Origin of the sequence: Mycobacterium sp. MAA66, from assembly GCF_041261665.1 — a bacterium.
Classification (GTDB): domain Bacteria; phylum Actinomycetota; class Actinomycetes; order Mycobacteriales; family Mycobacteriaceae; genus Mycobacterium.
In genome coordinates, this window is the sequence record NZ_JBGCCC010000012.1 from 112,125 (window position 1) to 135,559 (window position 23,435).

The 23,435-nt window shown below is 65.5% G+C and carries 19 protein-coding genes and 1 pseudogene; 10 read left to right on the forward strand and 10 right to left on the reverse strand.

Annotated elements, in window-relative coordinates:
• The first annotated feature begins 6 nt into the window (after window positions 1-6).
• Window positions 7-4,026 carry a molybdopterin-dependent oxidoreductase gene (locus ABIA30_RS24595; protein ID WP_370070292.1) on the forward strand — a complete coding sequence of 1,340 codons (4,020 nt, stop codon included), beginning with the start codon at window positions 7-9 and terminating at the stop codon, window positions 4,024-4,026.
• Between the two features lie 10 nt (window positions 4,027-4,036).
• Here ABIA30_RS24595 and ABIA30_RS24600 read toward each other — a convergent pair whose 3' ends face one another.
• From ABIA30_RS24600 to ABIA30_RS24625, 6 genes are all read right to left on the reverse strand, one after another.
• Complete coding sequence (locus ABIA30_RS24600) at window positions 4,037-6,025, reverse strand: AAA family ATPase (protein ID WP_370070388.1); 1,989 nt, start codon at window positions 6,023-6,025, stop codon at window positions 4,037-4,039.
• Between the two features lie 74 nt (window positions 6,026-6,099).
• Entirely contained in the window at window positions 6,100-6,456 is a 357-nt protein-coding gene (locus ABIA30_RS24605) for a hemophore-related protein (RefSeq protein WP_370070294.1), read from the reverse strand.
• 468 nt (window positions 6,457-6,924) lie between these two features.
• Window positions 6,925-8,376 (reverse strand): aldehyde dehydrogenase, encoded by a 1,452-nt coding sequence (locus tag ABIA30_RS24610; protein WP_370070296.1) that lies wholly within the window; start codon window positions 8,374-8,376, stop codon window positions 6,925-6,927.
• Complete coding sequence (locus tag ABIA30_RS24615; protein WP_370070298.1) at window positions 8,373-9,185, reverse strand: carboxymuconolactone decarboxylase family protein; 813 nt, start codon at window positions 9,183-9,185, stop codon at window positions 8,373-8,375. Before ABIA30_RS24615 ends, ABIA30_RS24610 begins: the two co-directional genes overlap by 4 nt.
• Window positions 9,186-9,206: 21 nt before the next feature.
• On the reverse strand, window positions 9,207-10,010 hold the full coding sequence (locus ABIA30_RS24620) for a mycofactocin-coupled SDR family oxidoreductase (RefSeq protein WP_370070300.1): 804 nt from the start codon (window positions 10,008-10,010) through the stop codon (window positions 9,207-9,209).
• Window positions 10,007-10,837 carry a mycofactocin-coupled SDR family oxidoreductase gene (locus tag ABIA30_RS24625; protein WP_370070302.1) on the reverse strand — a complete coding sequence of 277 codons (831 nt, stop codon included), beginning with the start codon at window positions 10,835-10,837 and terminating at the stop codon, window positions 10,007-10,009. The genes ABIA30_RS24620 and ABIA30_RS24625 overlap by 4 nt, the downstream gene beginning before the upstream one ends.
• A gap of 101 nt (window positions 10,838-10,938) precedes the next feature.
• On the opposite strand from ABIA30_RS24625, the gene ABIA30_RS24630 reads away from it, so the two are divergent.
• Window positions 10,939-11,526, forward strand: a complete 588-nt coding sequence (locus ABIA30_RS24630) for a TetR family transcriptional regulator (RefSeq protein ID WP_370070304.1) — start codon at window positions 10,939-10,941, stop codon at window positions 11,524-11,526.
• An 8-nt stretch (window positions 11,527-11,534) separates the two neighbouring features.
• On the opposite strand, the gene ABIA30_RS24635 is transcribed toward ABIA30_RS24630, so the two are convergent.
• From ABIA30_RS24635 to ABIA30_RS24645, 3 genes are read right to left on the reverse strand one after another with little or no spacing between them, the layout of a single operon-like run.
• Window positions 11,535-12,989, reverse strand: a complete 1,455-nt coding sequence (locus ABIA30_RS24635) for an aldehyde dehydrogenase (RefSeq protein ID WP_370070306.1) — start codon at window positions 12,987-12,989, stop codon at window positions 11,535-11,537.
• Window positions 12,986-14,272: a cytochrome P450 gene (locus tag ABIA30_RS24640; protein ID WP_370070308.1), complete on the reverse strand. Its 1,287-nt coding sequence runs from the start codon at window positions 14,270-14,272 to the stop codon at window positions 12,986-12,988. The genes ABIA30_RS24635 and ABIA30_RS24640 overlap by 4 nt, the downstream gene beginning before the upstream one ends.
• A gap of 22 nt (window positions 14,273-14,294) precedes the next feature.
• A complete protein-coding gene (locus ABIA30_RS24645) occupies window positions 14,295-14,516 on the reverse strand; it encodes a ferredoxin (RefSeq protein ID WP_370070309.1) in 222 nt (73 codons plus the stop codon).
• A 43-nt stretch (window positions 14,517-14,559) separates the two neighbouring features.
• Here ABIA30_RS24645 and ABIA30_RS24650 point away from each other — a divergent pair.
• The 4 genes and pseudogenes from ABIA30_RS24650 (at window position 14,560) to ABIA30_RS24665 (ending at window position 18,750) form a co-directional block, all read left to right on the forward strand.
• A pseudogene (locus ABIA30_RS24650) lies at window positions 14,560-15,212 on the forward strand (TetR/AcrR family transcriptional regulator).
• A 174-nt stretch (window positions 15,213-15,386) separates the two neighbouring features.
• A complete protein-coding gene (locus tag ABIA30_RS24655) occupies window positions 15,387-16,226 on the forward strand; it encodes a mycofactocin-coupled SDR family oxidoreductase (protein WP_370070311.1) in 840 nt (279 codons plus the stop codon).
• A gap of 278 nt (window positions 16,227-16,504) precedes the next feature.
• Complete coding sequence (locus ABIA30_RS24660; RefSeq protein WP_370070390.1) at window positions 16,505-17,629, forward strand: acyl-CoA dehydrogenase family protein; 1,125 nt, start codon at window positions 16,505-16,507, stop codon at window positions 17,627-17,629.
• Complete coding sequence (locus ABIA30_RS24665) at window positions 17,626-18,750, forward strand: CaiB/BaiF CoA transferase family protein (RefSeq protein ID WP_370070313.1); 1,125 nt, start codon at window positions 17,626-17,628, stop codon at window positions 18,748-18,750. Before ABIA30_RS24660 ends, ABIA30_RS24665 begins: the two co-directional genes overlap by 4 nt.
• Here ABIA30_RS24665 and ABIA30_RS24670 read toward each other — a convergent pair.
• Window positions 18,747-19,757 (reverse strand): AraC family transcriptional regulator, encoded by a 1,011-nt coding sequence (locus ABIA30_RS24670; protein ID WP_370070315.1) that lies wholly within the window; start codon window positions 19,755-19,757, stop codon window positions 18,747-18,749. The two genes, ABIA30_RS24665 and ABIA30_RS24670, sit on opposite strands and share 4 nt — an antisense overlap.
• 162 nt (window positions 19,758-19,919) lie before the next feature.
• On the opposite strand from ABIA30_RS24670, the gene ABIA30_RS24675 reads away from it, so the two are divergent.
• From ABIA30_RS24675 to ABIA30_RS24690, 4 genes are read left to right on the forward strand one after another with little or no spacing between them, the layout of a single operon-like run.
• Entirely contained in the window at window positions 19,920-20,774 is an 855-nt protein-coding gene (locus tag ABIA30_RS24675) for a MaoC/PaaZ C-terminal domain-containing protein (RefSeq protein ID WP_370070317.1), read from the forward strand.
• Window positions 20,775-20,787: 13 nt separating this feature from the next.
• Window positions 20,788-21,999, forward strand: coding sequence for a lipid-transfer protein (locus ABIA30_RS24680; protein ID WP_370070318.1), 1,212 nt, complete (start codon window positions 20,788-20,790; stop codon window positions 21,997-21,999).
• A gap of 49 nt (window positions 22,000-22,048) precedes the next feature.
• Window positions 22,049-22,483 (forward strand): SRPBCC family protein, encoded by a 435-nt coding sequence (locus ABIA30_RS24685; protein ID WP_370070320.1) that lies wholly within the window; start codon window positions 22,049-22,051, stop codon window positions 22,481-22,483.
• Window positions 22,484-22,514: 31 nt separating this feature from the next.
• On the forward strand, window positions 22,515-23,435 hold the full coding sequence (locus ABIA30_RS24690; protein ID WP_370070322.1) for an SDR family oxidoreductase: 921 nt from the start codon (window positions 22,515-22,517) through the stop codon (window positions 23,433-23,435).

Here is a 23,435-nt window from a genome sequence, read left to right on the forward strand (position 1 = left end):
GTCGCCATGGCTGCCGACGCCCAGACGACACGCACCGCGTGCTCGTATTGCGGGGTGGGCTGCGGGATCTCGGTACAGACCCGCAGCGACCCCGCTACGGGCCGATCGGTGATCGCCCGGGTATCCGGGGACCGGTTACACCCGACCAATTTTGGTCGGCTGTGCACCAAGGGCGCGACCCACGCGGAGATGATGGCCGCCGACAGCGGTCGGCTGGCCACCGCGCTGGTCCGGCGGGGCGGCCAGATGGTCAGCGTCGCAACAGATGACGCCACCGAAGAGGCCGGACGGCGGCTGCGTGCCATCGTCGACGAACACGGGCCGGACGCCGTCGCGCTGTACGTCTCGGGGCAGATGACCATCGAGGCGCAGTACCTGGCCAACAAATTGGCCAAGGGCTACCTCCGCACCATGCATATCGAATCCAACTCTCGGCTGTGCATGGCCAGCGCGGGCACCGGCTTCAAGCAGTCCCTCGGTGCCGATGGCCCGCCCGGCTCGTACACCGATTTCGATTGTGCCGATCTGTTTTTCGTCATCGGTGCCAATATGGCCGACTGCCATCCGATTCTGTTCCTGCGGATGGCCGACCGAATTGCCAAGGGCGCCAAGCTGATCGTCGTCGACCCTCGTCGTACTGCCACCGCGGACAAAGCTGATCTGTTCCTGCAGATCAAGCCTGGAACCGACTTGGCACTGCTGAACGGCCTGTTGTATCTGTTGCTCGAAAACGGCGCGATCGACCGGCAGTTCATTGCCGAGCACACCGAGGGCTGGGACGGCATGCCCGAGTTCCTCGCGGACTATCCGCCCGCGAAGGTGGCCGAGATCACCGGCATTCCCGAGGCCGACATCCGCCGTGCGGCGGCGATGATCGCCGAGGCAGGGGAGTGGATGTCGTGCTGGACCATGGGTCTGAACCAGAGCACCCACGGCACTTGGAACACCAACGCCATCTGCAATCTGCACCTGGCCACCGGAGCGATCTGCCGTCCGGGTAGCGGGCCGATGTCCCTGACCGGTCAGCCCAACGCCATGGGCGGCCGCGAAATGGGCTACATGGGGCCCGGATTGCCGGGACAGCGGGCCGTGACCTCGGCCGCTGATCGCGCCTTCGTCGAAGCGCAGTGGGAGCTGGAACCCGGCACCATCCGCACCGACGTCGGTCCCGGCACCGTCGAGATGTTCCGGATGCTGGGCACCGGTGACATCAAAGCGGTGTGGATCATCTGCACCAATCCCGTTGCCACCGTGGCTAATCGGCAGACCGTGATCGACGGACTGCAGGCCGCCGAGCTGGTCATCACCCAGGACACCTTCCGCGACACCGCGACGAACGGGTACGCCGACATCGTGCTGCCCGCCACACTGTGGGCCGAAGCCGAAGGCGTCATGGTCAACTCCGAACGCAACCTGACTCTGCTGCAGCAGAGCATTGCGCCCGCCGGGGATGCGCGGCCGGACTGGGAGCTGATCTGCGACGTGGCTCGCCATCTGGGCTTCGGTGACCAGTTCGCCTACAAATCCAGTGAGCAGATCTTCAACGAGATCCGCGAATTCTCCAATCCGCAAACGGGATACGACCTGCGCGGCGCCTCCTATGAGCGGCTGCGCCAGACGCCCTTGCAGTGGCCGTGCCCGCCGGAGGACCATCCGGCCGGAGCGGGAGACCGCAACCCCATCCGATACCTCAACGATGGCGTCAGCCAGGACCTGCTGGAGATCGACGGGCACCGGCCACGGTTGGCGTTCCCGACGCCGTCGCGGCGCGCGTTGTTCCATGCCCGGCCGCATCTGGACGCCGCCGAATTACCCGACGACGAGTTTCCCGTGGTGCTCAACACCGGCCGTCTGCAGCACCAGTGGCACACCATGACCAAGACCGGCGTGGTGGACAAGCTCAACAAGCTCAACGGGTCGCCGTTTGTAGAGGTAAATCCGGCCGACGCGCAGGCTTTGGGTATCACCGATGGTGTCACGGTCGAGATCGCGTCGCGTCGCGGTCGGGCGATGCTGCCCGCGGTGATCACCGACCGGGTCCGCCCGGGCAATTGCTTTGCGCCGTTCCACTGGAACGACGAGCAGGGCGAGAACCTGACGATCAACGCGGTCACCAACGACGCGGTGGACCCGCAGTCGTTGCAACCGGAGTTCAAAGCCTGCGCGGTGCGGTTGGCCCCGGCGCCGGTTCCTGCCGTGGTCACCCCGCAGCCGGTTGCGGTCGCCGTGCACCCGCTGGCCGGGGCGCTCGGCCTGGCCGGGCCGCCGGCGCTCGACGACACCGAAAAGATCTATCTGTCAGGATTTTTAGCCGGGTTGCCACACTGCACCGGAGTGCCGGTGTTGCCAGATGCCGCACCGGTCAGTGCGACGGTGCGGCTGTGGGTCAACGGCGCACTCGCGGGGGCTCACGGCGCAGCAGCGCCGGTCGAAACTCCGTCGGTGGTGGCGGCGGTCGATGGCCCGCTGGTGCTGTGGGCGTCGCAGACCGGCACTGCCGAGGAGTTCGCGTCGCGACTGGCCGGGCGGATCGGCGGTGCGCGCCTTCGCGTGCTCGATGACACGCCGCTGACCGAGCTGTCCGCTGCCCACGACGTCTTGGTCGTCACCAGCACTTTCGGTGACGGGGGCCCGCCGGACAACGGAGCGGACTTCTGGGCTCGGATGACTGCCGCCGATGCCCCGTCGTTGGCCGGGGTGCGGTACGCGGTGCTGGGCATCGGGGATCGGGCGTACGAGAACTTCTGCGGGTACGCCAAATCGCTGGATCGTCGCTTTGCCGAGTTGGGCGCCGTGCCGCTCCTGGACCGCAGCGACTGCGAGGCCTACGACGACGAGCCGTTGACGCATTGGGCGGACGCGGTGACGGACCTGCTTGCCACCGCGGTGGCCGAAACGATCGAACTGGCCACACCCGCGAAACCCGCCCCGCCGTTCACCCGCAACAACCCGCTGACGGTTCCGTTGTGCCGCAACATTTTACTGACCAACGGAGGTGCCAAGGAAGTCCGGCAGTTCGGTTTCGACCTGTCCGGTCACGACGTCAGCTACGGCGTCGGCGACGCGCTCGGTGTCGTCGTCGCCAACGCGCCGGAGTCGGTGTCCGCCTGGTTGACTGCCACCGGGCTGTCCGGTGACGAGGTGATCGAAATCGATGGCGGTGAAAAGGCGCTGCGTGACGCGCTGACCATGTCGTACGACATCTGCAAGGTGTCGCCGACGCTGATCAGCTTCCTCTCGGAGCGCTGCGATGCCAAGATTCTGCGGGCGCCCAAGGCTGAGCGGGACCTCTGGCTGGAAGGCCGCACAGGGCTGGACCTGCTCGAGGAATTCCGGGTGCGGGCCGATCCGATCGAATGGCGAGATGCGTTGGTGCGCTTGGCGCCGCGGTCGTATTCCATCTCGTCGAGTCCACTGGTGAGTCCACACGAGGTGCAGCTGACCGTGTCGGTGGTGCGGTATCAGGGTGCGCGCGGCAACCTGCGCGAGGGCGTGGCATCCACATTTCTGGCAAACCGGGCCGAGACGGTTCCGGTGTTCCTGCAACCGGCGCCGCATTTCCGGCCGCCGGAGGATGCGCTGACCCCGATGATCATGGTCGGCCCGGGCACCGGTGTCGCGCCGTTCCGCGGGTTCCTGCACGAGCGCCGCGCCCTGGGGCATACCGGCCGCAACTGGCTGTTCTTCGGCGACCAACGCCGCGCCGAAAACTATTACTACCGAGATGAATTGGAAGACTTTGCGGCCGATGGCCTACTGACGCGCCTGGACCTGGCGTTCTCCCGGGACCAGGCGCAGCGGGTGTACGTGCAACACCAGATGCGCGAGCGCGGCGAAGTGCTGTGGCGCTGGCTGGAAGACGGGGCGCACTTCTACGTGTGCGGCGACGCCACCAAGATGGCCAAGGATGTGGATGCCGTGCTCACCGACATCATCAAGACCCATGGCGGTAGGTCGGAATCGGCTGCCCACGACTACAAGCGCGAGTTGATCGCGGACAAGCGCTACGTGCGCGACGTGTACTGACGGTGCACGGTCAGGCGCGCGGAACCGCTTCCCGGGCGACTGCGCAATCAGCTTGCTGGGCAACGCGTTCCAGTGAACCAAGGGCTCGCACATCGCCGAGTCGCACCGCGTCGCGCCAGCACAGCACCGCTACTGCGAACTGTCCGGACCGCTCGGCCATCCCGGCCGCCTGCCGGGCCGCGTTGACCGCACCATGCTCGTCTCGGCCCGCCCGCAGCCGCCAGGCGCGCGCCAGCCCGAGTTCCGGCGCGAACAGCGCCGACTTGGTGCCGTGTCGAGACTCGGCCCGCGCCAATACTTTCGCCGACTCGGTGAGGTGCCCCAACTGGGCCAGTGCAGTTGCGCGCAGGGTCAGCGACAACGGGCCCCACGAATATCCGGTGCGTTCCAGTATCTTCGATGCCGGACCCAAAAGTTCTGCCGCGGAATCTAATTCACCGGTTTCCAGGAGCACCCGCGCCAGCAGTACCTCACCGATCGCGCGGCCCGGTTGCTGCAACTCGGCGAAATCGGTGTACTGCTGAGCGACAGTCCGGGCCCCGGCAGTGTCGCCGGCCATCAGCAGGGTGCTGGTCTGGGCCAGGCCGACGGTGAACCGGAGCAGTCCGGGATGCTCGGCGGCGGACGCCCGCAATGCCAACTGGTCCACCTTGTCGAATCGACCCATTCGGGCCGCACACAGCGATGCGGAGCTGGCCGCCCACGCGACCGCGGTGTCGGAAGCGTCGGTCGAACTCAGTACCTCCTCGGCGAGTTCGACGGCTCGTCCGGGGTTCCCGGCATTCATGGCGAACGTCGCCGCCAACGCGTCGATGGTCCGCTGGGCGGCCGGTTCGGTGAGCCGATTGCGGGTGGAATGCAGGAACGCGGTCGCCAGCTCCGGCTCGCCGAGCATCCAGAACTGGTTCGCGGCCCGGGGTAGCGCCCAGTCGATCAGCTCCAGGTCGGACAGTGCGCAGGCGTCCACGGCCGAAAGCACTTGATCGGCCTCCCGGCCGCGGCCTTGCCAGGCCATTGCCTGACCCAGTAGCAGCCGGGCTGCCAGCGAGTCCTGGCCCACCAGCGCGGCCTCGGCCAGTCGCTCGGTCAGGGTCAGGTCGCCCAGCCGCAGCGCTTCGGCCGCCGCGGCCAGCACGTCCTGCGCAGACTGTGGGGTGTCGCTGCCCAACGCCAGTTCGGCGACGCGGAGCCGATCGCTGGCATGTTCGCGGGCGCGGGCCGCGGTCAGCGGCAGCACCCGGCCGCGCAGCGCCCGGGCGCCGTCGCCCAGGGCGGACCGCGCGGTCTCGGCGAACAACGGGTGGGCCGTGTAGACCAGCGCCGTCCCATCGTCGTCGAAACGTTCCACCGCGCCAAGCCGTTCGGCGTCGCGCACCGCCGACTCCGAGGTCAATGTCACCAGATCGGTCAGCGGGATCGGCTCCTGCACGGTGAGCAGGTCCAGTGCCGCGCGCGCCGGTCCGGGCAGCTCGGCCACAAATCGACGAACCTCAGCGGGATCGGTTGTCGCGGAATCGGTTCCGATATCGATACGACGCATCAACGCGTCGTCCCACAGCGCCCGGATGGCTTGCGGCGAGGTGTCGGCGCGGGCCGTGACGATCATCTTGGTCTCGCCGGCCAGTGCCACCTGGTAGACCAAGGTGGCCGACAGTGCATCGAGCTGATTCGCGTCGTCGACGATCAACACGTCGTGGGCGTCGGCGTGCAGTGACTCGCGGGCGGCGCGCAGCAGGGCTGCGGGCTTACCGATGTCGGAGACGTCGACCAGGTGGCTGAACGCGCCGAACGGGATGTTGCGTTCGGTGGGCGTTCCGGTAACCCGGCGCAGCACCGCTTCCGGGTGCGCGGCGGCGTACTGCTCGGCGGCCAGCCGGGCCAGTGTGGATTTGCCGCCGCCATCGGGGCCCAGCACGACCGCACCGGGGCAGTCCTCATCTTCGAGGGCTGCGGTCAGCGCGGTCAGCGCCTCGGCATGCTGGGGCACATTCCACGGCATGGGCACGGCTGGATCCTATGGCCATGAGCGCCGCGACAGGCCGATTACGAGGCGATGGCTCTGGCCGGGGGCGATCAGGACAGGGCGTTGAACAGCCTCGCCAACTGGTCAGGCGATACGGACATCCCGCACTGCCCGCGCAATGAGGTCAGTGGCCGAGCGATGTTCTGCAGGTCCAGGAATTCCCCTGGATGACCGCCGAAATACGCGCGGATGGACCCTTCGGCGTCACCGGTCGACTGGGTGCCCGCCGCGGTCAGCACATCATTGGCATCCGGGTGTGCATCCAGGTAGGCGCCGGCCTGGGCCAGCACTCCGCTGGCCGTGTTGGCCAGCGAGCTTGCAGAACACGGCGGCGCAGCGGCAGCCGTGGGGACAGCGATCGAGATCGAGGCGAACCCGCCGAGCGCGAGTATGGCAGTCAGTTTCATAGCGTGATCCTGCGGGAATCCCGGCGGTCTCGCGGGCGTAGTGGGGGAATCGGTGCATCCTGTGCCACCACAGCCGGATCAGGGGCACCCGCACGACGCCGTAATGCCATGCAGCGCAGCAGTTATGACTAGCGTTATCGATACATCCAAAGGTCGGCCAGGCCGGGCCTCGTCGATCGTGGGTGACGTACGCCCAGAGCCTTCTCGCGTGATCCGGCGGTATGAGGTCGCTCGCTCGGCCAGTCGCGATCTGTTCTGGGATCAGGGCCACGAGGCCACCAGTGTCGATGATCTCAGTGAGGTGACCGGCCTGAGCAGGGGCTGCTTCTGCAAAGCCTTCGGCGACAAACATTTCGCTGTTCGTGCGCAGTCTGGAGCCGTGTTGCGCCCAGCTGATCGCGCCGCCTTCGAACCTCATCCTTCGAGGAGCACTCGACAGAAACCGTCCTAGACGGTCACCCGTACCGTCTAGGACAAGCCGATCCGGATGTTCTTGACGCGGGTGAACTCCTGGAGGCCTTCGAGGCCGCCGGTCCGGCCGAAGCCGCTCTGCTTGAAGCCCCCGTACGGGCCCTGCGGTGAGATCTGGCTGAACTGGTTCACCCAAACCGACCCGGCCTCCAGTCGGCGCGACACGGTGTGGGCCCGGTTGAGGTCGTGGGTGTGCACGAACGCGTTCAGGCCATAGCGGGTGTCGTTGGCGATGCGAACGGCGTCGTCGGCCTCACGGAAGCGCAATAGCGAGACCACGGGACCGAACGTCTCTTCCTGGGCCAGCGCGGATCGATTGTCGACGTCTCCCAGCACCGTGGGTGCGACGTAGAAGCCCTCGGCCAGTGCACCTTCGACGATCCGGTTGCCACCGGTGAGCAGATCGCCGGCACCTTCGTCCACAGCCTGATCGACGATCGTGAGGATGCGCTGGAGCGACGCCGAGGAGATGACCGGGCCGAATCGGACGGAAGGGTCGACCGGGTCGCCGATTCGAGCGGTGGACACAATGGCCAGGAAGCGCTCGACGAACTCGTCGTAGACCGCGTCCTGAACCAGGATGCGGCTGGCACAGGCGCAACTCTGCCCGGACTGCATCAGTGGGCCCTGGTGCGCAGACAACGTGGCAGCCTGGTCGAGGTCGGCATCGGCGAAGACGATGGTGGCGGATTTTCCGCCGAGTTCGGTGACAACCGGGGTCAGATTCTGCGTGGCGGCCTTCAGTACCTCCCGGGCGGTTACGCCGCCGCCGGTGAAATGAATCTTGCCCACTCCGGGATGTCCGACGAGCGCCGTACCGCCCGTTGGACCGGCGGGCACGACGTTGACCAGGCCCGCGGGTAATCCTGCCGCGAGGCACAATTCGCCGAAGCGGAGCGCGGCCAGCGGCGCCAACTCCGATGGTTTGAACACCACCGCGTTCCCGGCCGCCAACGCGGGTGCCACGCACGATGCTGCCACCGCCAGCGACCCGTTCCACGGCGCGATGACGCCGACGACGCCGTAGGGTTCGCGCTCGATCAGATTGAGGTCGAATGAGCCGTTGACCGGGGAACTGAGTCCGTGTGGTTTGTCGATATAGCCGGCGAAATGCCGCAGGAACCACTCGAGCATGCGCGCGGTGCCGGCATAGGAAATCGGAACGGCGTAGTCCTGAACGTTGAGTGCGGCGAGTTCGTCCAAGTGCTCGTGCACGACGTCGGCTAGGTCGATTAGCGCGTCCCGACGACGGTCGACGGTGAGCGACACCCACTCCCGGTGGCCTTCCCGGGCGGCGTTGACCGCTTGGTCGATCTCGTTCCGGCCGGCCAGTGCGACAGTGGCATTCGGGGCTCCGGTCGCCGGATAGATGTGCTCGTGCAGATTCTCCGAGGTCGCGGTGACACGATCACCTCCGATGAGAAGGCCGATGGGTGTGGTGGTGCTCATGATTCGGGAACGGCTTCGGCGGACCACTCCTCGGCCACCCGCGCCTTCTGCTCACCGATCACCTGATTCAGATGCGAACCTTTGGGCCATCCGTAGTGGGCGGCGAATTGCAGTGCCAGTTCATCCATCTCGTCGAACGAGATCTCCCGGCTCTTCAACGCCGCGTACACATGACTCAAGATCGGGTACGGCGCATCCTGGAAGGCGACGCACGCCACGGTGATCAGTCGGCGTTCCTTCATGCCGAGGCCCGGCCTCAGCCACATCTCACCGAAGACGAAATTCAGGATTCCAGCGCCCTGGTAGGGGTTATCGCGAGCCGGCGGGTAGGGCAGACAGTTGATCACCTTGAACGACTCTTCGCCGACTGCGAGTCGCTGCTCGGGATCGCTCGGGGTGGTCAGCGGTAACAGGGGATCGGGAGCCGGGACTTCCTGCCCGCGTTCGCGGTGGATTCGTGCCCACTGCTCATCGACAACCATGTTGAAGCGCGAGGCCTTTGGCCAGCCGGCGTAGACGGCGAAATGTAGTACGGCTTCCTGCATTTCGGTAATTGATAGATCGCCGCTGTTCAGTGCTGCGTAGACGTGGTCGCGAAGCGGGCCCTCGGCGTCGGCGGCCGCGACGCAGGGCAGCGTGACGAAGCGCCGATCGCGCCGGCTCAGCGTGGGCCGCTGCCATACTTCGCCGAACACGAAGTCGAGCAGACTCGCCGCGGCCGGGGAATCGACGTCCGGTGCGGGAAAGGTCATGATCTCGGCGAAGGCGCGTCGGCCGCGTTGCAGTTTGTCGGAACCAACGGTGGTCATATCGCTCCCTTGTGGTTTCGCTCAACGCAGGGTGACGCCGGCGTCGACTTTGAGTTCCAATCCGGTGACGTAGCGGGACTCGTCGGAGACCAGGTACAGCACGGCATTACTGACGTCGACGGCCTCGGCCATCACGATCGGCAGCGCATTCTGGAATATCGGCCCGAGATCCTGGCGGGTGTCGTGGAGCAAGGTGTGCAGAGAATCCGGGCGCATACCCGTCGGCACCCCGGTCGGATGCACGGTGTTGACCCGGATGTTGGACGCGGCGAGTTCATTGGCCAGGGCTCGGCTCAGCCCGACCACACCGTGCTTGGAGGCCGTGTACGGCGTGTGCAACGGCGAACCCTTCAGTCCCGCAACGGAACTGATGTTGACCAGGCTCCCGCCCTGGTCCACCAGATGCGGTATGGCGGCTCGGCAGGTGTTCCACGCGCCGATCAGGTTGATGTCGATGACGGTGCGCCATTGCTCGGATGTGGTGGTGGACCACGTTCCGGCGGTCAGCACGCCGGCGTTGGCGACAGATGCGTCGAGGCCGCCCAGCTGGTTCACGCCGTCATCGACGGCGGACGTGAGCGCATCGGCGTCACGGATGTCGACGATATGCGTGACCGCGGTCCGACCGTGTTCGCGCACCAGTCGTGCGGTCTCATCGAGGTCATCCGCGGTGGCCAAAGCGTATTCGACTTCGGGCAGCGACTGGCAGATATCGATCAGGATGAGGTCGGCACCCTCTTCGGCGAGGCGCACCGCGTGGCTTCGGCCCATTCCGCGGGCGGCGCCGGTCACCACGACCCGCTTGCCCGCAACGCGCCCGCTCACAGTTTGTTGCAGAAGCCGGCGTCCACGGGGAAGGTGACCCCGGTGACGTATCTGGCGGCATCGGAGACCAGGTAGACGATCGCCGCGCTGATATCTTCGGGCTCGAGAAGTCCGACCGGCATGGGGTTCTGCAGATGGGGGCCGCCGCCGGGGTAGTTCTCCAGGAACGCCGTCATCGCAGGGTTGACCGCCATCATGGTGTTCACCGCCGTCGGGTGCACCGTGTTGACTCGAATGCTCTGGGGTGCAAGTGCATTGGATAAGGTTCGCATCAGGCCGACGATTCCGTGCTTGGACGCTGCGTAGCCGAGGCCGCCGCCCTGCATGCCGCCGAAACCCTTCAGCCCGGCGGTCGAGCTGGTGAACACGATCGACCCACCGCGCTCTCCGGCGATCAGATGTGGAATGGCCGCCTTGGCGGTGTGGAAGGAGCCGACGAGGTTGACATCGATGACGTCGGTCCACATCTGCAGATCCTCCTCGATGGTCAACTCTCGGAACGCCATTGCCGCGATGCCGGCATTGGCACACACGATGTCCAGGCGCCCGAACTGTTCGACCCCGGCGTCCAGCGCGGCCCGCAGTGCGGCGAAGTCCCGGACGTCGGCAACGGAAGCGTGCATCTTGCTCCCGGCGGCCTCGACGAGCGAGACGGTCTCGTCGAGTTCTGCCCGACCGGCCATCGGATAGCCGTTGGAGGCGATGTCGGCGCAGATGTCGATGCCGATGATGGCCGCGCCCTCCTTGGCGAGCCGGACTGCGTGACTGCGGCCTTGCCCGCGCGCGACACCGGTGATGAAGGCGACTTTGCCGTCTAGGGAACCCATGGGACCTCGCTCGATTGCGCCGCAGAAGCGGGCTGTAAGAAGATGTGTAACCGTGTTACACCGTTTAGAGTAACTGAGTTACAGACTGGGGGACAAGGGAAATGACGAAACCGGCCGATACAGATTCGTCGACAGACCGACGCGGCGATCGGCTGCTCGACGTCGTCGTCGAGATGCTGGCGGCCGAGGGCTATGACGCCGTCCAATTGCGCGAGGTCGCCCGCCGGGCGCGCACCTCGCTGGCGACGATCTACAAGCGGTACCCCACCCGCGAGGATCTCATCCTGGCCGGGCTGGAGTCCTGGATGCAGCAGAACCGCTACTCGGGTGTCAGCGCTGGGCCCCGAGCGCCCGGCGTGTCGCTCTACGACGCGCTGATGGACCTGTTCCGGTCGATCTTCGAACCGTGGGAACGGCACCCGGAGATGCTCACGGCCTATTTCCGGGTCCGCTCCTCGGCCAACGGCCAGACGCTGTTTCGTTTCGGCCTGGACATTGTGGCCCCCGCCGGCCTGGAGATTTTGTCGGGCGTCGACGATGAATTCGTCGCCGACCTCGAAGCTGTCGTCACCAGCATCATCTACGGACTGCTCGGCCGGCACTCGGCGGGCGAGATCGCCGTCACCGACATCCTGCCCATTCTCGACCGCACGGTGTACTGGCTGGTCCGTGGATACGAAGGGCACTGATCGCCGGATCACAGCTGCGCGTACACCGTCTTGGTCTTGAGGAAGCTCTCGATTCCGTCGCGGCCCCACTCGTGACCCCAGCCGGATTGTTTGTAGCCGCCGAACGGCATCGAATGGTCGAACACCATCTGGCAGTTCAACGTCACGGTGCCGGCTTCCAGGCGTTTGGCCAGCCGATGCGCGCGACCGATGTCCTTGGTCCAGGCGGTCGCTGCCAGCCCGTATTCGGAATCGTTGGCCAGCGACACCACTTCGTCGTCGTCGTCGAAGGGGAGGATGGCAACCACCGGGCCGAAGATCTCCTGCTGGTAGAGCCGCGCTGTGGGGGCGACATCGGTGAGAACCGTTGGGTGCACGAAGAATCCGCTGCGGTCCAGCCGCTCGCCACCGGTGACCACCTCGACCCCGTCGCGGCGGCCATCGTCGATGAATCCCAGCACCCGGCTCAGCTGCTTGGCGCTGATGATGGGACCGATCAGGACGTCGTCCTCGGTCGGTGCGCCGAGCTTCACCGAGTTCGCCATGGTCGTGACGCCCTCGACCACCTTCTCGTACACGCTGCGCTGGGCGAAGATCCGCGACCCGCTGATGCAACCCTGCCCAGAATGGATGAAGATGCCCATCGCCGCCATCATGATGGCGGTGTCGATGTCGGCGTCGTCGTAGATCAGCACCGGTGACTTGCCGCCCAGTTCGAGTGCGACCCGCTTGAGGTTGCCGCTGGAGGCCGCGATGATCTGCTTGCCCACCTCGGTGGAGCCGGTGAACGCGACCTTGTCGACGCCCGGATGGGCGGTGATGGCCGCGCCGACCGTGTGGCCGTAGCCGGTGACCAGGTTGACCACGCCGTCCGGCACCCCGGCTTCGGCGAGGATTCGCTCCAGCAGCAGGGCCGAAAGTGGGGTCTCCTCAGCGGGTTTGACAACGGCGCTGCATCCGGCGGCCAATGCAGGGGCCAGTTTGGTGCACGCGTTGAACACCGGCCCGTTCCACGGGAAGATCAGCCCCACCACGCCATAGGGCTCTTTGAGCGTGTAGGCGTGCATATTGGTGAACGCGCCGGTGATACCGCCGGTCTGCTGCACGTCGTGGGCGATGCCGTTGAGTTTGGTGCACCAGCCCGCGTAGTAGCGGAACGACTCGGCACACGTCGACATGATCATGAACGCCTGGAGGTACGGCATCCCGGTGTTCAGTGAATCGATCTGGGCGAGTTCGTCGGCGTGCTGGTCGATCAGATCGGCGGCCCGCCAAAGCACTTTGGCTCGTTCGTTTCCGGGTAGGCCGCTCCACACACCGGAGGTGAAACTCTCCCGCGCACGGACCACCGCCGCGTCGACCGCCTCTGCGCCGCCGTCGCGGAAGTCGGCGATCACCTCTTCGGTGGCGGGGTTGATGATCGCGATGAGCTCGCCGGTTCCGGGTCGGTTCCGGATGCTGTCAAGGACGGTTTGCACGCTCACTGGTTCTGGGCCTCCGTGAACTCGATGTGCAGTTCGGTCAGGCCGCGCAGCAGGAAGGTCGGCTCGTAGCTGTAGTCGCGGTTGCCCGGGGCACCGTGCTTGGCCTCGCTGATTCGGATGTCGTGCAGCCGGTCGAGCAGGCGGTTGATGGTGACGCGGCCTTCGACCCGGGCCAGGGGAGCGCCCGCGCAGGTGTGGATCCCGCGGCCGAAGGTGATGTGCTCGCGGACGTTCTTGCGGTCGACGCGGAACTCGTCGGGATTCTCGAACTTGCGCGGATCGCGGTTCGCGGCGCCCAGGCACAGCATCAGCACCGTCCCGGCCTTGATCGGCACGCCGCCGAGGGTGGCCGTCTTGCGGGCCAACCGGAAGTCCACCTTGGTCGGGCTTTCCAGCCGCAGCGCCTCTTCGATAAACGGCGCGATCAGGTCACGGTCAGCGCGCAACCGGTCCTGCAGTTCGGGTTGATCGCCGAGGATCTGCACCGCCGAGCTGAGCAGCTTGGTCACGGTCTCCTGGCCGGCCGCGAACAGGAACGTGGCGGGGCGCACCACTTCTAGCAGCGGTGGCACGGAACCGTCGGGGTAGGTGGCGGTGGCCAGACCGGTCAGCACATCCTCGTGCGGGTGCTGCCGTCTGTCGGCGATGTATCCGCTGAACAGGTCGTCGAGGTACTGCAGGGGATTGGAGCCGACCGGCTCGTGGTCCAGGGCACCCACCTGGGAGCCGGGCACGTTGCCGGCGCCGAGATTCCGGCGGATCTGCGGGCGATCCTCCTCGGGCACGCCGAGCAGATCAGCGATCGCCAACGTGGCGAACGGCTTGCCGTATTCGCCGAGGAATTCGCAGCGGCCGTTCGCGATGAACTCGTCGAACTGCCGGTCCGCCAGTGTCCAGATGTAGTCCTCGTTCTCCTGCAGGCGCCGTGGCGTCAGCAGTCGGCCGAGCAGGGACCGTGCCTTCTCGTGCTCGGGGGGATCCATCACCACCATGTGCTCGAAGATCGGAAACTCGTGCCGGTGCGCCTCGATCAGCTCACCGATGTCATCGCCCTCGGGGGTGAACGGCAGCGGTGGGAACGGTCCGCCGATGGCGTTGACGGCGGAGAACGAGTCGACGTCCTTGAAGGCAGCCTGGACTTCCTGGTATCCGGTCACCGCGACCACGCCGTAGTGCGGTTCGCGCGCGACGGGGCCTTGCTGACGCAGGTGGTCCCAGTACGCGTAGGGGTTCTGGGCGATCTCGGCGTTCGTGAAGTAGTCGACGTCGGCGAGGTCGGTCATGGGGTGGGCTGCCTTCCTGAACTTAGCTGATGGAGATCCAGCTGATGGCTTGACGGGGACAGGCCGAGATGGCGGCTTCGACACTGTCCCAATGTGATTGGTCTATCTCGGGAGCGCAGGTGGCGACGTCGTCGCCGAGATCGAAGACCTCCGGAGCCTGATCGATGCACAGCGCGTGCGCTTCGCACAGCTTCGGATCGACCCGCAGCTTGCGGGTCGTATTGTTCGTGGGGATGGGCTGCATGGCAGCAACTCCTGATCGATCGATCAAAATGTTAGACTGCCGTATGCCTACCACGGACCCAGACGGCCGGTCAAGCAATCCGAAGCCGGTTCGTTGATGGCACAGGTGCGGAAATCCAAGGCCGACGACGGCGGCGCCAGGCAGCGCCTGATCGAGGCGACGGTGCAGATCATGCACGACGAGGGGTATGCCGCGGCCACCTCGCGGCGGGTGGCCGCCAAGGCCGGTGTCAAGCAGGCCCTGGTGTATTACTACTTCCCGACCATGGACGACCTCTTCGTGGAGGCGTTGCGCGCCGGTGCGGAAGTGGCGCTGGAACAGCTGCGCGGGGTGCTGCTCGACGAGGATCCGCTTCGTGCGTTGTGGCGGATCAACAGCGATCCTCGACAGACGGTGCTGAGTACTGAGTTCATGGCTCTGGCCAACCACCGCAAGGCCGTTGGCGCCGAGCTGAAGGCGTACTCGGAGCGGGTGCGCGACATTGAGACCGCAGCGGTGACCCTGGTGCTGCGCGCCAACGGGGTGGATCTGAACGACTACCCACCGGTGGTGATCTCGATGATCGTCGCCCAGATCGCGCGCAGCGTCGGCAACGAAGGCGCGGTGGGCGTGACGCGGGGACATGAGGAACTGCGCGCGTTCATCGACAGGCGGTTCGACATGCTGTCCAAGCCTGCCGAAGTCGTACGCGACTGATTCGCCGGCCTGGCGGGCGAACCTGCCATTTTTGGGACTGCCGCAATCTCCGTTGAATCAACTTGTTGACACCGGGGCGCGTGCGTGTCATCGTTCCTGATCGATCGATCAAATTCTGAGTCGATGGCTGGACCGCCCTTGTGCGGCGGCAAGAACCGACAGTGAGGCGGAACCATGACGGGACGAGTAGAGGGCAAGGTCGCGTTCATCACCGGCGCCGCGCGCGGGCAGGGCCGCAGCCACGCAGTGCGGCTCGCCGAAGAAGGTGCCGACATCATCGCCATCGATATCTGCGGCCCGGTGAGCAGCAATCCGCAGATCGCCCCGGCCACCCCCGATGACCTGGCTGAGACCGCGGACCTGGTCAAGCGGCTGAACCGACGCATTGTCACCTCCGAGGTGGACGTGCGCGACTACGACGCGGTGAAGGGCGCCGTCGACAGCGGAGTCGAACAGCTCGGCCGGCTGGACATCATCTGCGCCAACGCGGGCATCGGCAACGGCGGCCAGACCCTGGACCACACCAGCGAAGAAGACTGGAACGACATGATCGACGTCAATCTCTCGGGAGTCTGGAAGTCGGTCAAAGCGGCAGTGCCGCAGCTCATCTCACAAGGTCAGGGCGGATCGATCATCCTGACCAGTTCGGTGGGCGGGCTGAAGGCCTACCCGCACACCGGTCACTACATCGCGGCTAAACACGGTGTGGTCGGGCTCATGCGGACCTTCGCCGTGGAGTTGGGCCACCACTCGATCCGGGTGAACTCGGTGCATCCGACGAATGTGAACACCCCGCTGTTCATGAACGAGGGCACCATGAAGCTGTTCCGCCCCGACCTGGCGGACCCGGGCCCCGAGGACTTGAAGGTCGCAGCCCAGTTCATGCACGTGCTGCCGGTGGGCTGGGTCGAGCCGGTGGACATCAGCAATGCCGTGCTGTTCCTGGCGTCAGACGAATCCCGTTATGTCACAGGGCTTCCCATGACAGTCGACGCAGGAAGTATGCTCAAGTAAGTCCTGCCTTCGTAGCGCAACCAACTGAATGACAAGCCAACTGAATAGGAATCACCGACGTTGTTGAACCGCGTGTTCGTGGCAGTGATTGTCCCGCGCGCCGTTGTAGTGCCGTTGATACCGTTCTGACAACGCCATCGCCTCGGTAGGCACCGTGAGCAGTTCGGTCACGCTTGTGGTCGGTTGAGTCATGGGCACCGTTGCCTGGCCGCCGTAGCTTCGATCGAAACACATGTGATCGAAGGAGTTCTGCTGTGGCGTTGCACCGCTCATCGTGGATGGACAAGGACCTTGACGCGCTTGCCGACCTGGCGCGCCGGTTCTTCGAAAAGCAGTGTGCTCCGCGCGAGGAGCGTTGGGGTCGCCAGCAGTTCGTCGACCGTGATGTCTGGCGCACGGCCGGGGAACTCGGTCTGTTGTGTTTGAGCATCCCGGAGGAGTACGGCGGCGGCGGCGGTACCTTCGCGCACGAGGCCGTTGTCGCGATCGAGCAGATCCGTTCGATGGCACCGAGTTTCGGCGGGGTGCTGCACAGCGCGATCATCGCGCACTACCTGAGTTCCTACGGCACCGAGGCGCAGAAGACGACGTGGTTGCCGAAGATGGCCTCCGGTGAGGTGGTCAGCGCGATCGCGATGACCGAGCCCGGAACTGGCTCCGATCTGCAGTCGATCAAGACCAAGGCGGTCAAAGACGGCGACGACTATGTGATCAGCGGTGCGAAGACGTTCATCTCGAACGGCCAGACCGCGGATCTTGTTGTAGTGGCTGCGAAGACGAATCCGGAAGGCCGTGGGGCGGACAGTGTTTCGCTGATCCTGGTCGAGGCCGACCGTGAAGGCTTCCGCCGCGGACGCAATCTGGAGAAGATCGGCCAGCACGGCCAGGACACCTGTGAGCTGTTCTTCGACGACGTCCGGGTCCCACAGACCAATCTGCTTGGTGGTGTCGAAGGCCTGGGCTTCATCCAGTTGATGCAGCAGCTGCCGCAGGAGCGATTGGTGCTCGCGGTGATTGCGGCAGCGTCGATCGAGAAGACCGTCGACGTCACTCTCGCGTACACCAAGGAACGGGAGGCGTTCGGGCGCCCGATCTTCAAGTTCCAGAACACGCAGTTCGTGCTCGCCGAAAGTGACACGGTCAAGTCCGTCGCCTGGAGCTTCCTGGACGAATGCCTCGTCAAGCACCTCGCCGGCGAACTGGACGTGCCGACGGCCGCGAAGGCGAAATGGTGGCTCACCGAACAGCAATGCCGCGTCGCAGACGAATGCCTGCAGCTGTTCGGTGGGTACGGCTACATGCAGGAGTACCCGATCTCGAAGTTGTACGCCGACGCGCGCATCCAGAAGGTGTACGGCGGCACCAACGAGATCATGAAGACGATCATTGCGAAGTCACTGTGACGGGGCCACTTTCGGGAATCAAGGTGGTCGAGATCGCCAGCCTGGCGCCGGCGCCGTTCGGCTGCATGGTGCTGGCGGATCTCGGAGCGGACGTGTTGCGCGTCGAGCGGGCCGGCGCACCGGGTGACGGACTCACTCCGCCGGATGGTCCGCTCGACCGGGGCAAGCGCAACGTCAAGCTGAATTTGAAGGACGGCGACGATCTGCGAACACTGTTCGCACTCGTCGAGAAGGCGGACGTCTTCGTCGAGGGGTTTCGTCCGGGTGTCGCCGAACGACTGGGTATCGGGCCCGTTGATCTCGAAAAGCACAACCCGCGCCTGATTTACGGCCGGATGACCGGCTGGGGTCAGCGGGGTCCGCTGGCCAGCACCGCGGGCCATGACATCAACTACATCGCCCTGACCGGCACCCTCGATCTGATCGGTCGCCCGGGTGAGCGCCCGGTGCCACCGGGCAACATCATCGGCGACTTTGCCGGCGGGGGCATGCTGCTGGCCATGGGCGTCCTCGCTGCGCTGTACGAACGCGAGCGGTCCGGCAAGGGCCAGGTCATCGACGCCGCTATGGTCGACGGTGCGGCCCTGTACACGGCATTCATGCACGGAATGCATGCTGTCGGGCTGTGGAATCAGCCCCGGGGTGAGAACGCACTGGACGGCGGAGCACCGTTCTACGACACCTACGAATGCGCCGACGGCCGGTACGTCGCCGTGGGCTGTGTCGAATTCCCTTTCTATATACAGCTTTTGGCGGCACTCGGCATCGACGATCCCGAACTGCCGTTCCAGCTGGACCCGACGGGCTGGCCGCAGCTCAAAGAGGTCATCGGAGCCAAGTTCAAGGAGCGCACCCGCGACGAGTGGGCTGCCGTGTTCGCCGACTCCGATGCGTGTGTGACCCCGGTGCTCAGCCCCTGGGAGGCGCACGAGCATGCGCACAACCAGACGCGCGATGCCTTCATCGAGGTCAACGGGGTCCGCCAGCCGGCGCCCGCGCCGCGCTTCAGCCGTACCCCGGCCGCGCACCCGGAACCGCCGACGGCGGATGAATCAACGGTGCGAAAGATGTTGTCCGAGTGGATGGTTCCCGACAGCCAGATTGAACGGCTGCTCGGCTAGCTCTGGTAGGACCCGGGCGGACTGCCGGTCCATCGGCGGAACGCCCGGGAGAAGGCACTCGGTTCGGAGAATCCGAGCCGACGGGAAAGCGCGGCGACGGTCTCGTCGCCGCGCACCAGGCTCGCGATCGCCGCATCGCGCAGGATCTGCTCCTTGATTTCGCGTGGCGACGTGTCCTCCTCGCGGAGCTTGCGCCGCAGGGTCTGCGGACTCATCGCGAGTTCCGCGGCGACCTGGTCAGCGCTGAGCCAATCGCCGGACAAGCCTCGTTCGAGCAGCCGCCGTACCTGGTTCGCGGTCGATGTCGTCTGGCTGCGGTAGGTCAGCACGCTGGCCGGGGCGCCGCGCAGAAAAGCGTCCAGCGACGCATCGTCCCGAACGATCGGCGCGGACAGCTTGGCGCTGTCGAACACCAGCGCCGGCTGCGCCGCCGAAAACACCACGGGCGCACCGAATATGAGGTCGTAGTCGTCGACCTCCGGACGCCGGTCGTACGGCACTTCGACCTGTCGTAGTGGTATCCGTTTACCGACGACCCACCCGATGAACCGGTGCGTCATGGCCAGCAGGGTGTCGATCAGCAGGTCGACCGGCCGATGGATCGCTGTGATGTCGACCGATAGCCGGGCGGTGTCACCGTCGACCGAGAGAGTGACAGGCGGCATTCCAGGAACCGCGCGTTTGACATCTTCAAACCGTCGCAGTGCCGCACCCAGATCCGGCGCGTTGACGATCGCGAAACACAGCAGCCGAAAAGTGCCGCGTGGCACCGGTTCCAGCCCAAGTCCGAGCAGCTCGTCGTCAGTTTCGCGCCACAGCTGGCGAAAGAGCGCGCTGGCCTGTTCGGTGGTGACGCGGGAGCGGCCCTCGGCTAGCAGCATCGGCGAGATTCCCGCTGAACCCAACATCGTCTCGATATCCCAACCCCAGTGCATCGCCAGGCCGACAAACGCCTGCACCCGCTGAATCGGGATGGTGTAGGTAGTGGTCGGGTCGGCGGGGGGCACGTGCCGAAGCTACTCCGGAGGTCAGTGCGAAGGAACCGGGGGAGCAGGTCCCGCCGCCGCGAGCGGTTCGGTCAAGAACCCGAGAAGTTCGGTCATCGTCGGCCAGGCGGCGCGACCGTAGCGTCGAGAACCAGATTGCCCGACGATGCGCAAGGAGCGTGCATGGCTGCCAACGAGGGTTTCCACCTCGACCGCCTCGATCAGTGGACCGGCGAGCAGGAGTTCAAGGTCGAGCCCAATCAGACGATCGCCTACGCGAAAGCGACCAACGACCCGATCGCCGCCCATCTGGACGGCACCTACGCGCCGCCGGTGTTCGCAGTCGTACCGGTGACGGCGATCATGGCCGACGCCACGATGGGTGTGGTACCGGACGGCTTGATGATGCGGATCCTGCACGGCGAGCACGACTTCCGTATTCACCGGCCGATCGAGCCCGGCGAGGTCCTGACTGTTCGCGCGAAGCCGATCGGTATCGAGGGCAAGGAATCGGGCGTGGTCGTCACTACCCTGATGGAAACGCGAAGCGCGCGTGGTGATCTGGTGAACGAGCAGTACTTCATCGGGTTCTTCCGCGGTGGCAGGTTCGACGGCATTGTCGGCGAAAAGAGTCCGGAGCACGGCTTCGCCGCGGCGCTGCGCGATAGCGAACCGTCGTTCACCGCGGTGCAGACATTCGACGAAGATCAGACGTTCCGCTACAGCGATCCCGCAGGCGACCCGATGCCGATCCACTTGGACGACGACTTCGCCAAGGCCATGGGGTTGCCGGGCATCATCATTCACGGTCTGTGCACCATCGCATTCACCTCTCATGCATTGCTCTCACAGGTCAGTCCCGATGACCCCACCCGGTTGAAGCGGCTCGCGGTCCGGCTCAGCAAGCCCGCGTTGCCGAAAGAGACCATCACCACCAAGTTCTGGAACACCGGTGGGGGTAGCTACGCGTTCGAAACCGCCGGCGACGAGAAGGCCGGCAAGTTCGTGATCACCGACGGCCTCGCCGAAATCTCCTAGGAAGGTAAAAGCTATGAGCAACAGAGTATTTGTGGTCGGCGTCGGCTTGACCAAGTTCGAGAAGCCGGGGCGCCGCGAAGGCTGGGATTACCCGGCAATGGCACAGGAGTCCGGTACGAAGGCTCTCGAGGACGCCGGTATCGCCTACGACCTGATCGAGCAGGCCTACGCGGGATTCTGCTACGGCGAGTCGTGCTCGGGTCACCGCGCGGTGTACAGCCTGGGCCTGACCGGGATCCCCGTGTTCAACGTGAACAGCAACTGCTCGACGGGATCGAGTGCGTTGTTCCTTGCCGCACAAGCGATTCGCGGTGGGCTGGCGGACTGCACACTGGCCATCGGGTTCGAGAAGATGCAGCCGGGTTCGCTCGGTTCGACCTACGACGACCGCGAGCAGCCGATGCAGAAGCACATGGAGGCGATGGCCGAACTGCAGGAGTTCGCGTTCCCGGTCGCGCCGTGGATGTTCGGCGCTGCCGGTGTCGAGCACAACCAGAAGTACGGATCGACCCCGGAACACTTCGCTCGGATCGCGGTCAAGAACCACGCCCATTCCGTGCACAACCCGTACTCGCAGTTCCAGGATGTGTACACCGAGCAGGAGATCATCGACGCGAAGATGATCTACGCCCCGGGTCAGCTCACCCGTCCGATGTGCTCGCCGACCTCCGACGGTTCGGGTGCGGCAATCGTCGTCAGTGAGGCATTCGTCGACAAGCACGACTTGGCGACTCAAGCCGTGGAAATCGTCGGGCAGGCCCTCGTCACGGATACACCCGGGACGTTCGAGAGCAAGAGCATGGCGACCCTCGTCGGTGCCGATATGAGTCGGACCGCGGCGAACCGTGTCTACGAGCAGGCCCAGATCACGCCCGACGACATCGATGTGATCGAACTGCACGACTGCTTCGCCCCGAACGAGCTGCTCACCTACGAGGCACTGGGCCTGGCGGCTGAGGGCGAGGGACACAAGCTGGTCGACAACGGCGACACCACCTATGGCGGCCGTTGGGTGGTCAACCCGTCGGGTGGACTGATCTCGAAGGGGCACCCTCTGGGTGCCACCGGCCTGGCACAGTGCGCCGAACTGACCTGGCAGCTGCGCGGTACCGCCGACAAGCGTCAGGTGGAGGGCGCCGCCCGTAAGTCGGGTGTTGCCCTGCAGCACAACATCGGTTTGGGCGGGTCAGCCGTCGTCACCGCCTACAAGTCAGCCGATCGCTGATTCCGGTTATCCCGCAACATATTCCGCACAAGAAAAGGAGTAGTTAGAAATGGCAAATGCCAAAGGTTCCCTGGAAATCGCTGCGCCGCAGGAAAAGGTGTGGGCAATCCTGTCCGACCCGGCCCGGTTCGAAGAGTGGCTGACCCTGCACACCAAGTGGAAGGAAGCGCCGCCGGCGACCCTGTCGCAGGGCGCGACAATGAGCGAGGTGCTGACCATCATGGGTATGGCCAACACGATCGACTTCACCGTCGACGAATATGACGCCCCCAACACCACGACGTTCTCCGGAACCGGCATGGCCGGCGCGAAGATCAGCTTCAGCCTGCAGGTCGAACCCAAGGGCGCGGACGCTTCCATCGTGACCGTCGCCGCCGAGTTCATCAGCCAGATGATGGTCGGTGCCATCGGTGGTGCCATCGGGCGCGCTTCCAACAAGGAAATCGCGGCCTCGCTGGAGAAGCTCGCCGTCCTGGCCGTCTGATCCAATCATCAACTTTCAGAAGGAAACTCACATGGGTTCACAGTCGAACTCCCCGTCGCTTCGCTCGCCCTCAATGGAGAACCGCGTCGCCCTCGTCACTGGTGCCGGTCGCGGCATCGGCCGTGAGCACGCGCTGCTGCTTGCCAAGCTGGGCGCGAGCGTCGTCGTCAACGACCTCGGCGGCTCGAACGAGGGCGCCGGCGCAGACGCCGGCCCCGCCCAGGAAGTGGTGAACGAAATCGTCGCCGCCGGTGGCAAGGCCGTCGCCAACACCGACAATATCGCCACCTGGGATGGCGCGAAAAGCCTTGTCGACCAAGCGATCGCCGAGTTCGGCGGCCTCGATATCGTGGTGAATAACGCCGGCATCCTGCGGGACGGCTTCGTCGCGTCGATGGATGAGGCACAGTGGGACAGCGTCATCGCCGTGCACCTCAAGGGGCATTTCGCGGTGCTGCGGCACGCGGCGGGCTACTGGAAAGACCAGGCCAAGGCCGGCAACCCGGTCAACGCCGCGGTGATCAACACCGCGTCGGCGTCGGGCACGTTCATGCCGAATGCGGGCCAGTCCAACTACGGTGCCGCCAAGGCGGGTATCGCTGCGATCACCGAGGTTGCGGCGATGGAGCTCGAGCGGTACGGCGTGCGGGTCAATGCGATCGCACCGGTCGCTCGGACCCGTCTGACCCTGGCGACGCCGGGGATGGGCGCGATCTTCGCCGAAGAAGTGCCCGAAGGCGAATTCGACGCATTCAGCCCCGCCAACATCGCTCCGGTGGTTGCCTATCTGGCCGACGAGAAGTGCCCGCTCACCGGGAAGGTCCTGGCGGTGCAGGGCGGCGCCATCACTCTGCTCGAGGGCTGGACATCGGTGGAAACCGTTGAGGTCGACGGGCCGTGGGTGCTCGATGAGCTGCCCAACCAGCTGGATAAATGGGCAGTGCAGGCCTGA